Raw genomic sequence first — 12,498 nt, forward strand, 5'->3', positions numbered from 1 at the left:
ACTGACGCGACCACGTTTTAGGCCAGCGTTCTACTACAACTTTTGTTTGGGTAAAGAACTGCACAGCGTCTTTCCCTTGACCGTGTAAATCGCCGTAGAAGCTGTCTTTCCAACCACTAAACGGAAAGAACGCCATCGGTGCAGCGACTCCTATATTGATGCCAATATTGCCAGCTTCTGCTTCATACCGAAACTGCCGCGCCGCCGCACCACTGCTAGTAAATAAACAAGCCATATTTCCCCACTGACCGCTATTGACTAGTGCGATCGCATCCTCAATCGTCTCTAGATGCATCACTCCTAACACCGGACCAAAGATTTCTGTACGAGCTAATTCGCTTTTTGGGTTGACATTTTGCAAGATTGTCGGTCGGACAAAGTTTCCCTGTTCGTAACCGGGAATTTTGGCGCTGCGTCCGTCTACTAATACCGTCGCACCTTCGTCGGCTCCTTGTTGAATTAATTGCTCAATTCGTGCTTGACTTTGACGGGTAATTACCGGACCCATTTGGACATTCTCATCCAAGCCATAGCCAACGACTCGTGTTTGTGCCGCATTTGCGATCGCTTCGGTAAAAGTGTGCCGTGCTTCTCCCACCGTCACAGCCACAGAAGCCGCTAAACAGCGCTGTCCAGCACAGCCAAAAGCACTATCGGCGGTAATTCGAGTCGTCATTTCCATATCCGCATCTGGCAGGACAATGATGGGATTTTTCGCGCCTCCCTGACATTGCACTCGTTTCCCAAAGGCGGCGGCTTTACTGTAGACATATTGGGCAACGGGTGAAGAACCGACAAAACTAATGGCGCGGATTGTAGAGTGTTCTAAGATTGCATCGACCACTTCTTTGGCACCATTGACCAAATTGACGACGCCTTTAGGCAATCCAGTTTTTTCTAGTAATTCAAAGACCTTCTGCATCGTCAAAGGGACTTTTTCAGAAGGCTTAAGAATGGTTGTATTGCCACAAGCGATCGCATAGGGCAAAAACCAGAAGGGAATCATCCCAGGAAAATTAAACGGCGCGATGATTGCGGTCACTCCCACGGGTTGACGAATCATCATTTCGTCAATCCCACGGGCAACATCCTCCAGGTTGTAACCCTGCATCAACATGGGAATCCCACAAGCGACTTCTACATTCTCAATTGCCCGTTGTAACTCTGCTTTTGACTCAGCAAAGGTCTTCCCGCATTCCAGCGTCACGATGCGAGATAACTCATCTAAATGTTCTTCTAACAGAAATTTCAATTTAAATAAATATTGCACTCGTTCCGTTGGTGGGATGCGTCGCCAGTTCGGATAGGCAGCAGCCGCCGCAACAGCAGCCGCCTCTACATCGCTTGCAGGTGATAAGGGAACCTGAGTTAAAACTTCGGCAGTAGCGGGATTTACCACATCCAGGTATTCAGTGGCGCGGGAAGCACACCACTCGCCGTTAATGTAGTTGGGTAAGGGGTTTCTGAAGGACACAGAGATTTCTCCTTCCAAAGGTTTTTTTGCATCCTACTCCCAAAAAGACCGGAACCGAAGTTTTACCGGGGAGGGTTATTTAACCTGAGTTCGGGTTAAGCAACTTGGGGCAAAGCAAAGTCCAGATCCGACGGTTTCTTAGGCTGATGGCATTCTTGCAATCAAACCACACATCTGGTTCACCCTGAGGGACAGGTGGTAATTGTTGATAACGCGACGTTCCATCATGGCGGACGCATTGCACCACTACTTGATTAGGCTGGATTGAGGCTGTTGTAATCTGCCCCCCTATTCTCCTGACCTCAATCGAATTGAAAAGTGTTGGGCTTGGCTCAAAACTCGCATTCGCCAATGCTTCTCTCACTCCAGTTCCCTCCGACACTCGAGCGAGTCTGTTCTTAGGGATGCTGTGTGCTAATACTCCTGCCGATAGGTATATATAGAAAGTTTCTGAATAATTAAGTAAGTTGTACTTTTAGCTTATTTGTTACATACGTAACATTTTAGGGAATCCTAGGAATAAAGTTAAAGCTCGCTTTTTAAACCTAATGACTCCTCTAGTACAGCAATTCCCAAAACTTTCTGGCTATACCTTGGTTGAGCAACTGTATCTAGGTTCTAGGACAGCTGTCTATCGAGGAGTGCAAAGGTTACAGCAATGTCCGGTGGTGATTAAGACACTGCGGCACGAATATCCTAGCTTCAGCGAATTGGTGCAGTTTCGCAATCAGTATGCGATCGCAAAAAATCTCGACATTCCAGGCATTGTCCAACCGATGAGTCTAGAACCCTATGCTCATGGCTATGCCTTGGTGATGGAAGACATTGGTGGCATCTCTCTACGTCATTACATCCAGACTTCCCCGCTGACGGTTGAACAATTCTGGCCAATTGCTCTGCAAATTGTGGATGTCCTCCACCAGCTCTATCAGCAACGAATTATTCACAAAGACATTAAACCCGCCAACATTCTGATTCAACCCGAAACTGGGCAGATTAAGCTGATTGACTTTAGCATTGCTTCCCTGTTACCCCGCGAAACCCAAGAAATTCAAAATCCCAACATTCTAGAAGGCACCCTAGCCTATATCTCACCAGAACAAACCGGGCGGATGAACCGGGGGATTGACTATCGCAGCGATTTCTATTCTTTGGGAATTACCTTTTTTGAACTGCTCACAGGACAGTTACCGTTCCCAGCTGACGAGCCAATGGAAATGGTTCATGCCCATATAGCGAAGCAACCCCTCTCTGTCTGCGATCTCAACCCAGATTTGCCCATCCTGCTCGGTGAAATCCTTCGCAAACTGATGGCTAAGAATGCGGAAGAGCGCTATCAAAGTGCCCTCGGTCTTAAGCACGATCTAATGAGATGCCAGCAAGAGTATGGTGTTGCGAACAAACACGCCTGGTTTAACTTAGGTGAACGGGATATCAGCGATCGCTTTTTGATCCCCGAAAAACTTTACGGACGAGAACAAGAAGTTCAAACCTTGCTCGATGCATTCGGTCGAGTTGCCAACGGAGCCTCCGAACTGATGCTGGTAGCCGGTTTTTCCGGCATTGGCAAAACCGCCGTCGTCAATGAAGTGCATAAGCCGATTGTGCGTTGGCATGGCTATTTCATCAAAGGTAAATACGACCAGTTCAACCGCAATCTTCCCTTTAGCGCCTTTGTCCAAGCCTTCCGCGACCTGATGGGTCAACTGCTGAGCAATGATGACGTGCAGTTGCAAGAGTCGAAAGCGAAGATCCTGGCAGCAGTGGGTGACAATGGTCAGGTGCTGATCGAGGTAATTCCTGAACTCGAACAGGTACTTGGCTCGCAACCCCCTGTACCCGAACTCTCTGGTAGCGCCGCTCAGAACCGTTTCAATCTGCTGTTCCAGAAGTTCATCACGGTGTTCACCACCCCAGAGCATCCACTGGTCATTTTCCTGGATGACTTGCAGTGGGCTGATTCCGCTTCTTTGAACTTGCTGAAGCTACTGCTGACAGAGCGCGAGCGCGGTTATCTGTTCATCATCGGAGCCTATCGGGATAACGAAGTGTTCCCGACTCACCCCTTGATGCTGATGCTCGATGAGGTCAAAAAAGCTGAAACCCCGATCCATACCCTCACCCTGGAACCCCTGAGCCAAGCGGATGTGAATCAGTTAACGGCAGATACGCTGAGTTGCTCGATTGAATTGGCTCAGCCATTGACAGAGTTGATCTATCAAAAAACCAAGGGGAATCCCTTCTTCCTCACCCAATTTCTCAAAGCCCTGCATGAGGACGGCTATATTTCGTTTGATTCCCAGGCAGGACATTGGCAGTGCGACTTAGCAACGGTGAAGTTACTCGCGCTCACGGATGATGTCGTTGAGTTCATGGCACTTCAGTTGCAAAAATTACCTGCTGCAACCCAGACTGCTTTGAAGCTGGCAGCTTGCATTGGCGCTCAGTTCGATTTGGCGACCCTGGCGATTGTCAATGAGCGATCGCCCGAAGATACCGCCATCGACCTCTGGAAAGCCTTGCAAGAAGGCGTGATTTTACCGATTGCCGAGGTCTATAAGTTTTATCAGCCGTCACCACTTCAGGTGGCAGAAGTCAACCAGGCAGAAACCTTTAACTGTTCCTATCGCTTTCTCCACGACCGCGTTCAGCAAGCCGCCTATTCTCTCATCCCTAACGAGCAAAAACAGACGACCCATTACCAAATCGGACAACTGTTGCTGCAACAAGTGTCCCCAGCCGCCAGAGAAGAACGCATTTTTGAAATCGTCAATCAGTTGAACTATGGAACGACGCTGGTTGAGGCACAACAGGAACGGGACGAACTCGCCCAACTCAACCTCATGGCTTGCCGCAAAGCCAGACTGGCAACCGCCTATCAAGCCGCCCGCGAATATGCCACCGTAGGGCTGCAACTGCTAGGAACAGATGCTTGGCACCGGCAGTATGAAATGACCCTATCCTTGCACGACTTAGCTGCCGAGGTGGCTTTTTTGGCGGGTGCTTTTGAGCAGATGGATCGGTGGATTGAAGCGGTGATTGCTCGTGCGAAAACACCACTAGAACAGGTGCAAGTCTATCAAGTCCGAATTCAGGCGTTAGTCGCCCGCAATCAATTTGTTGAAGCGATCGCGATCGGTCAATCGGTCTTCCGAATGTTGGGCGTGAACCTGCCAGACGAAACAACGCTAGAGGATATTCGGCTCCTGAAGCAGGAAATTGATGCCTTAATTGGCGATCGCGCCATTGAGTCATTTCTTCATCTGCCCCCCATGAGCGATCCTCAGCAGCTCGCGATTATGCAAAATGCAGCGCGACTGACCCCCGTCTGCTATATGTCCGGCACAAAGCTTTATTTTCTGGTCGTAGCCCTCCAGGTTAAATTATCAATTCAGTTTGGCAATAGTCCGGTTTCGCCTTACTGCTACGCGGGTTACGCCTTTCAACTGAGGATATTGTGGGGAGACATGACCAAGGTGCCTCAGTTTGGGCAATTAGGATACCAACTCGCCTCAGAGCCAGATGCCAAAAATATTCGAGCCGCAACAGCCCTGTTAATGGGGGGATATGTGGGTCACTGGACGATCCATCTGCGAGAAACGTTGGCTATTCTGCTGGAAGGCTATCAAGCTGGATTGGAAACTGGCAATCTAGAATTTATGGGCTACGATGCCCAGTTGTACTGCTTCAATGCTTATTGGTGCGGTCAACCGCTCGCTGAACTCGAACCCCAAATTCGTGCCTATTACCAACAGTTGTGCGACCTCCACCAAGTCACGGCAGCAAACTGTGTTTTGGCTTACTGGCAAGTGGCTCAAATTCTTTTGGGTGAGTCAGAGGAAGAGATTCTCCTACGCCAGGATGCCTATGAAGAACAAGTTCTGGATGAGGCAAAAGTCGATTTTTACCGACTATCTTTCTTTTACCTGTATCGATTCACATTGAATTACTGGCTGGAAGACTTTGCCAAGGCGGAATACGATGCCACTCAAACCCGACAGTATTTAGCCGGAGGGATGGGAAGTACCGTTGAACCGATCTTATATTTCTATGATTCCCTAACCGTGCTGGCGACTCCCCCGGAATCGATGTTGGAGTCAGGACCTAGATGGCAGCGAATGCAAGAAAATCAAGCCAAGCTAAAAGAGTGGGCAGATTATGGCCCCATGAATTACTTGCACAAATATCATCTAGTAGAAGCTGAAAAACATCGCGTTCTCGATCGCAAAACGGAAGCGATAGAACTGTATGACCTAGCGATCGCCGGTGCCAAAGCGAATGGCTACCCTCAGGAAGCAGCCCTTGCCAATGAACTGGCGGCAAAATTCTACCTGGCTTGGAAAAAAGAGCGGATCGCCCAAGCTTATATAATTGAAGCCTATTATGGCTATGCTCGCTGGGGGGCGAAAGCCAAACTCGCCGACTTAGAAACTCGCTATCCTCAACTACTGGCTCCCATCCTCCAACCAACGCAGACACCATTCTCTGTTGACGAAACCGTATTTGCCACTGGAACTGTCACCGCTACTAATACTTCCTCCACCAGTATTTCTGATTCCCTGGATCTGTTTGCCATCCTCAAAGCTTCCCAAACTCTTTCTAGTGAAATTGAGCTTGAGCAGTTAATTGGCACTCTCTTACTTACGGTAATCCAAACCTCAGGGGCGACGCAGTGCGCTTTGATGTTGAGTGAGGAACAAAATCTCACGGTTCAGGCTAAGGCAGAGCTTACGGAATCGGGTCAAATCGAAACGCAGATTCTGCATCCGGCGCAGTCGCTTGTCGATAGTGGTATAGTGCCCATCAGTTTGGTAACAAAAGTTAAACGCAACTTGCAGTCTGCGGTGATTAGCAACGCTGTGCAAGAGCCGCTATTGATCGGTGATGTGTATATCCAAAACCAACAGCCCAAGAGTCTGCTGTGCAGCCCCATTCTGCAACAAGGCAAGTTGCTGGGCATGGTCTATCTGGAAAATAACCTGGCAACAGGAGCCTTTACCCGCGATCGCGTTAAGTTGCTGAATCTGCTCTGTGCCCAAGCTGCGATTTCACTGGAGAATGCTCGCCTCTATCGGCAAGCCCAAGCCTATGCTCAAAAGCTAGAAGAATCTCAGCTTCAGATTGTGCAAAATGAAAAAATGGCGACTTTGGGTAACTTGGTGGCAGGAGTTGCTCACGAAATTAATAACCCAGTCGGCTTCCTCAACGGCAGTATTAATAATGCCAAAGATTATGTAAAAGACCTGCGTGAGTATTTAGACACCTACCAGCAGCACCAGCCGCCTACTGGTTCAGTAGCCAAATTGGCCCAAGAAATTGACCTAGAGTTTCTATTGGAGGATTTACCTAAGTTAATTGACTCAATGCAAGGAGCGACCGATCGCATCAAAGGCATCAGCACCAGTCTGCGTACCTTCTCTCGTGCCGATACGGAACACAAAGTTAGCGCCAAGCTGCACGAAGGGTTAGATAGTACGCTGTTAATTCTCAAGTATCGACTCAACGCGAATGAAAATCGGCCTGCCATTAAAGTTATCCGAAACTACGGTGAAATCCCTGAAATTGATTGCTTCCCCGGTCAGCTTAACCAGGTGTTTATGAACATTTTGGCTAATGCGATTGATATGTTCGATGAAATGGCACAGCAAACAACCTTTGAAAAATTAGAACATCATCCCCAACAGATCGCGATTCAAACTGCATTATTACCAGAACAAAATACGGTTGAAATTCGCATTAATGATAATGGTAAAGGCATGAATGAGGAAGTTAAAACTAAGATTTTCGATCATTTGTTTACCACCAAAGAGGTTGGCAAGGGAACGGGGTTAGGCTTAGCGATCGCCCGTCAGATTGTGCTAGAGAAACATGATGGTCGGCTGGAAGTCCAGTCGGAGTTGGGGCAAGGCACTGAGTTTTCCATCTTCCTCCCGGTTCGGGGTCAAGTCATCTATCCTGCTTGAAACGCTGTAAATCAACCACCGCTGTGGCGCAGTACAACCACTCTGTTGCAGCGGACAGTTTAGATATCTTGGTATAGATGCAAAGGCGATCTGCTGCCGCTGAGCACGACCGTTGTACAGCTTAAATTCCGGGTTTTGGCTGCTGAAGCCGGGACTTTCGCCACTGGAGTTCAGAGTGGCAGCACAAATCGTCGATGTGCCATAAAAGTTCTTCTGGCACTAGATATGGAAGGAACTGGCTGAATTATAGATTTAACTCATTTCAGCTTACATGTCTCCTCCTTTTCTTATCCCAAACTCAGATTAATTTAAACTCCAACATTCGCCAAATCAAAGCGATTAAAAACAAAAAACCCCAGTACCCATCTGGAGTGTACTGAGGAGTGAGTTCTTTCGAGTCCGATTATTTTTTATCTAGAGTCCCGTCCGCTTTGTTCTCTACATTACAGCCGAAATTTGCTCCACTAACGAAAGCCGTCCTTTACACGCGGCGCGAAGCAGACGGTCGATGACATCTCTCTCTTCTTCACCCAACGAATCATCAAGTAGCGCTGCCATAAGTCCGTAGCGGTCAGCAAGCGTCAGGGAACCAGAATAAGTAACTTGAGCGAATAACTCAGAGAGGGCGGTGGGGAGAAGTTGGATAGAAGGCATCGTTTGGGACTTGAACTCGATATCTATAATATCGGTGAATTTCCGGTTGTCATTGGTGATGCGATGGGATAGCAAAAAGTGATTCTTTTAGCCGCCTCTTGTGATTCAAATCACAAGAAATGGCGAACTCAATCGCAGCACGAGTACGATCTGGGTCACTTTATGGCTTCCTGGCGAAAGCTTTACGTTTGTGCTGAATCGAGACTCCCAGAGGCTTCCGTCCTAGGAGTGTCAATTTAAGTCAATAGCAAGGCAAAAAGACCGCATAAAGCAATGCCATCAAAGACTCCGGCTCCGCCGATACTCAGCACTCCTGGTGTCATTGCTTGAATTTCCTTCAGATGCAGCAAATCCGCACCAATCAACGTTCCCAATACGCCCCCAGCAAACGCGACAGGAGCAGCATGAACCCCTGCAATCACAATGGCAGACAGCGCAGCGGTTAGGGGAGCCAATAATGGACTCATTTGAATACCAATTCCCGGCACCACTTTCGCCCCGTAGTAGCTAACAAGCGAGACAATTGCAGTCACTAGGACAATGAAGAGCGGATCTGCACGGGTAAATTGGTACAGCGCCACAACTAGCGGAATTAATCCGCCTCCCACATTTAAAGCTACGACAGTTGAACGCCGCACTTTCCTCAGAGGAATCCCCCAGAATTGCCTTAACCAGAAGGAGGTAAAGTCATCGATCAAGTCAGCTTGGGATTCCACTCGATAGAGGGGGATATTGATAGTGCTGCCCAGAATAACTGCTGTTAGTAATAAAACAGCCATACCGGGAGAAAATCCTAGCTTGGCTACCGCAATTTGCACCACATCCACCGCTAAAGCAAACCAAAGAAAAGGTAGTAGCAGCAGGAACAGGATAAATAGAAGTAGTGAAACTGGAAGATAAATCATAAACATCTGAGGGAAGGATTCCTGGTTTGAGTCCTTCACGCTGTCGCTATTGTATAAAGTTAGAGAAAATCCAGTAAGACGGTGTTGACCACCTTAATCATTGGTTATTGCCGTACACGAGCAGGAAAGGTTCGCGGTTGTGCGGCCCTACAATATGGGTGGAAAGCATTACTTACTAGGTAGGGTTTTCCCTAATGACAAAAGTTTTTGGATAGAACAATATTAGATTAAAACAAGTAAATAAGTCTTGTGACTGAAAGCTGCTTTCTCAAAGTAATTAGCAGTGTATCCAGTTACTGAAAAAGACTATTTTCTTGCCTCAGGTAAAGCAGCTTCTCCATATTAAATAATCGCAATCAAAGAAGCTGTGCGCGAGCCTATCAAACGATAACGTTGAGTGAGTTAAGTCTATAACGGAGGTAACTGAACGTATGGCACTAATACGTTGGCAACCATTCCGCGAAATAGAAACCTTACGCCGTCAATTTGACGAACTGTTTGAGGAACTTGCAAGAGGCAACCGCGAGTCTGAGATGACTTGGACGCCTTTGGTTGAACTTCAAGATATGGAGGACAACCTCATTCTTAGGGCACAACTCCCCGGTTTAGAAGCTAAGGATCTCGATGTCCAAGTGACTCGTGATGCAGTTTCAATTTCGGGGGAACACCGCTCTGAAAACAAGGTTGAAGAGAAAGGATATTTCCGCTCGGAGTTTCGTTACGGTAAATTCCAACGGATGATTCCTTTGCCGGTTCATATCCAAAACGAGCGGGTACAAGCTGACTTCCAGAATGGCGTCTTAACGCTGACTCTACCTAAGGTGGAAGAAGCGCAACGCCGAGTTGTCAGACTCAACTTGGGTGAAAGCCAAGGCGTGGGCAGCGTTAGCGTAGCCATGCGCGATAGCGCTATAGCGATGCCAAAGGAAATCGCTGGGGCAAATGCTTCCACAAATGCTTCCACGACGGTAGAAGCGAATAGCGAACAAGGTAACGGTCATAATGACCAGGCTCAAGCTGAATCAGCGATCGCTTCCTAATTAACGCGCTTCGCATCCTCCATTCCTCCTGAGAAACATGGCAGCAGACGGGAGCAATTCCGTCTGTTGCTGAAACGACAACTAAACGCGATCGCAATCACTGCAAGTGCGATCGCGGTTAATTTGTTCACATAACAGCTTTGTGCATTCCCACAAGTTAAAGGATTATTCCAATTTGTCTGTTAAGTGCTGCTTCAATCGCCGCATCAGTGGCTTGAACTGAGATTTTAAAATACACACCCACAGCAGCCTTCAATCTCCAGTAGTGTTGCAGCTGGAGATTGAAGCGTGGTACGGTTGCATCTCCCTGGAATCCAGGTTAAGCCTGGTTCTTTACGAAGACGAAAATTCAGGGAATAATTAGAGAAATACAGATGAGGAAAATTTTTAGTTCGGTAGAAATACTATGCTGAGAATTGCGATCGTAGCTCTATTAACTTTGGAGATAGTGTTATTGTCTGCGTTAGCGCTATCTCCAGCTAACGCGACTAGCAGTGACTTTGAAAATTACATCTGGAGCTTTGCAGATGTAGGCAGCCATCAAGTTGTTTGTAAGAAGATTGTGATGCATCCGGAGAAACAGTTGCACTCCGGAGAATCTGGCAGACAAGTTGTAAAGATGTCTTCTACCTCTACAGTCGTGAGTGATAGTTATTGTGCTGCCTCAACGAAACCTGTTGTGGGAAGCTAATCGGTTACTTCAATACTGAGCTGAGTGGGAGGTAACTGGAACGCACCTCACATGTTAGTTATGTTTTGCCCGATTGCTCCCGGAAAGGTATAGCAGTCCTAAATGATGCGTGAGAGCGAGATGACCGACTTCTTTAAGGAAGTCGGTCATCTGTTCTGCTGATTCACAATTCCAATAGGGTTGTTATAGCGCCAGATAAAAAGAGATTATTACGCGCAAAATTCTCATAATACAAGTATTTTAATTCTCAAAATAATATCTCAAATTTTATATTTTTTGGGTTCGGATATCTCTACCTTCTTAATTCCAGGTTTCCGCCTAAAGTAGCATTTGCAAAACAAAATAGTCTTTATTAAAATTTTGTGAAGTAATTTCCTCTGTTTAGAAAATCCTTCACAAGGAACAAAACATCTATAGAACAGAGCCTCTTCTAATCTAAATTAGACCTTACTACAATTAAGAGGTTAGTGATGAGAATTGCACAGGTGGCTCCTTTATGGGAGCGTGTTCCACCTCCAGCCTATGGCGGCATTGAATTGGTTGTCGGGTTACTTTGCGATGAATTAGTCCGGCGCGGTCATGAGGTCACTTTGTTTGCATCTGGTGATTCCATCAGTCTCGCTAAATTAGAATCTGTTCATCCACAAGCACTCCGTTTAGACTCCTCAGTGAAGGAATATAGCATTTACGAAATGCTGCAATTGAGTCGAGTCTACGAGCAAGCAGATAAGTTTGATATCATTCACTCTCACATGGGCTGCGCTGTCTTGCCTTATGCGAATCTGGTAAAAACGCCTACTGTTCACACCCTGCATGGCATTTTTACCCCAGACAATGAAAAGCTGTTTATGCACGCCCGTCGTCAACCTTTCATTAGTATCTCCAATGATCAGCGGGAACCCAGACTAAATCTGAACTGCGTCGCTACAGTTTATAACGGCATCAATCCAACGATTTATGAGTTTTACCCCCAGCCGGATAACCCCCCTTACTTGGCTTTTCTAGGTCGAATCTCACCGGAAAAAGGGCCGCATTTGGCAATAGAAATTGCTAAGCGTTCTGGCTGGCACTTAAAGATGGCAGGGAAAGTGGATGTCGTTGATGTGGAATATTTTGAGCAGCAAATCAAGCCTCACATTGATGGTAAGCAGATTGAATATTTAGGTGAAGCAAACCATGTTCAAAAGAATGCATTGATGGGAGGGGCTGTTGCAACTTTATTCCCAATTACCTGGCGCGAACCGTTTGGGTTAGTCATGATTGAATCGATGGCATCGGGAACACCAGTGATTGCAATGAAGATGGGTTCTACGCCAGAAGTGATTGCTCACGGGAAGACAGGCTTTTTGACCCACAACGTTGAAGAAGCGATCGCTGCAATTGATAAAGCTGCCCAATTGAACCGCTACGCTTGTCGAGAACACGTGCTAAGCCACTTCAGCGCACAACGGATGACGGACGGTTACGAAGCAGTTTATCAACAAATCTTGGCAGAGCGCTTTTCGCAAAATGGTCACGTCCGCAGTCAATCTAAATTGCGTAGCACCCATTAATCGCTAATCGTTTTGAGGAATCTTACAGGGAGGAGGAAGCTTTTACCATCCAAACTGTAAGTCTTGATTTCTCAATTCAGTTCAGTTAAGAGCGAATCGCAGTTTAAGAATTTTAATTGCCCTAAAACTTGTTATCATTTCGCCTTGTTGCTGTTAAGTGAGCCGACTTAAGAAGAATTTCGCTGAATTAAGTTGTATGCAATTTCGCGTCTCTACAA

General features: G+C 47.0%; 7 protein-coding genes and 1 pseudogene. 5 read left to right on the forward strand and 3 right to left on the reverse strand.

What is annotated here, in order from left to right; translation table 11 throughout:
- The coding region (locus tag NDA06_RS15940) for a CoA-acylating methylmalonate-semialdehyde dehydrogenase (RefSeq protein ID WP_348251777.1) at positions 1–1,474 on the reverse strand (1,474 nt) is incomplete at its 3' end.
- 189 nt (positions 1,475–1,663) lie between these two features.
- Here NDA06_RS15940 and NDA06_RS15945 point away from each other — a divergent pair.
- Positions 1,664–1,892 (forward strand): annotated as a pseudogene (locus NDA06_RS15945) (transposase); the annotation flags it as partial.
- A gap of 130 nt (positions 1,893–2,022) precedes the next feature.
- A complete protein-coding gene (locus tag NDA06_RS15950; protein ID WP_190985784.1) occupies positions 2,023–7,437 on the forward strand; it encodes an ATP-binding sensor histidine kinase in 5,415 nt (1,804 codons plus the stop codon).
- A 438-nt stretch (positions 7,438–7,875) separates the two neighbouring features.
- On the opposite strand, the gene NDA06_RS15955 is transcribed toward NDA06_RS15950, so the two are convergent.
- Together NDA06_RS15955 and NDA06_RS15960 are read right to left on the reverse strand one after the other, a co-directional pair.
- Positions 7,876–8,166 carry a hypothetical protein gene (locus NDA06_RS15955; RefSeq protein WP_339380513.1) on the reverse strand — a complete coding sequence of 97 codons (291 nt, stop codon included), beginning with the start codon at positions 8,164–8,166 and terminating at the stop codon, positions 7,876–7,878.
- A 161-nt stretch (positions 8,167–8,327) separates the two neighbouring features.
- The gene (locus NDA06_RS15960) at positions 8,328–8,996 is read right to left on the reverse strand and encodes a DUF1614 domain-containing protein (RefSeq protein ID WP_190985791.1); all 669 of its coding nucleotides are present in this window, start codon (positions 8,994–8,996) and stop codon (positions 8,328–8,330) included.
- Positions 8,997–9,427: 431 nt separating this feature from the next.
- On the opposite strand from NDA06_RS15960, the gene NDA06_RS15965 reads away from it, so the two are divergent.
- The 3 genes from NDA06_RS15965 to NDA06_RS15975 all read left to right on the forward strand — a co-directional run bounded on the left by NDA06_RS15965 (position 9,428) and on the right by NDA06_RS15975 (position 12,280).
- Entirely contained in the window at positions 9,428–10,036 is a 609-nt protein-coding gene (locus NDA06_RS15965) for an Hsp20/alpha crystallin family protein (RefSeq protein WP_190985783.1), read from the forward strand.
- A 406-nt stretch (positions 10,037–10,442) separates the two neighbouring features.
- Positions 10,443–10,727 carry a hypothetical protein gene (locus tag NDA06_RS15970; RefSeq protein ID WP_190412245.1) on the forward strand — a complete coding sequence of 95 codons (285 nt, stop codon included), beginning with the start codon at positions 10,443–10,445 and terminating at the stop codon, positions 10,725–10,727.
- 470 nt (positions 10,728–11,197) lie between these two features.
- Positions 11,198–12,280 carry a glycosyltransferase family 4 protein gene (locus NDA06_RS15975; RefSeq protein ID WP_190412244.1) on the forward strand — a complete coding sequence of 361 codons (1,083 nt, stop codon included), beginning with the start codon at positions 11,198–11,200 and terminating at the stop codon, positions 12,278–12,280.
- The last annotated feature ends 218 nt before the right edge of the window (positions 12,281–12,498 follow it).

The sequence above is a fragment of the Trichocoleus sp. ST-U1 genome (genome assembly GCF_039961835.1).
GTDB lineage: Bacteria > Cyanobacteriota > Cyanobacteriia > Cyanobacteriales > FACHB-T130 > FACHB-T130.

What these genes read in the sequence shown, in the direction of transcription:
- NDA06_RS15950 (WP_190985784.1), top strand. Translation starts at nt 2,023, where the DNA reads ATGACTCCTCTAGTACAGCAATTCCCAAAACTTTCTGGCTATACCTTG.
- NDA06_RS15960 (WP_190985791.1), bottom strand. Translation starts at nt 8,996, where the DNA reads ATGATTTATCTTCCAGTTTCACTACTTCTATTTATCCTGTTCCTGCTG.
- NDA06_RS15965 (WP_190985783.1), top strand. Translation starts at nt 9,428, where the DNA reads ATGGCACTAATACGTTGGCAACCATTCCGCGAAATAGAAACCTTACGC.
- NDA06_RS15970 (WP_190412245.1), top strand. Translation starts at nt 10,443, where the DNA reads ATGCTGAGAATTGCGATCGTAGCTCTATTAACTTTGGAGATAGTGTTA.
- NDA06_RS15975 (WP_190412244.1), top strand. Translation starts at nt 11,198, where the DNA reads ATGAGAATTGCACAGGTGGCTCCTTTATGGGAGCGTGTTCCACCTCCA.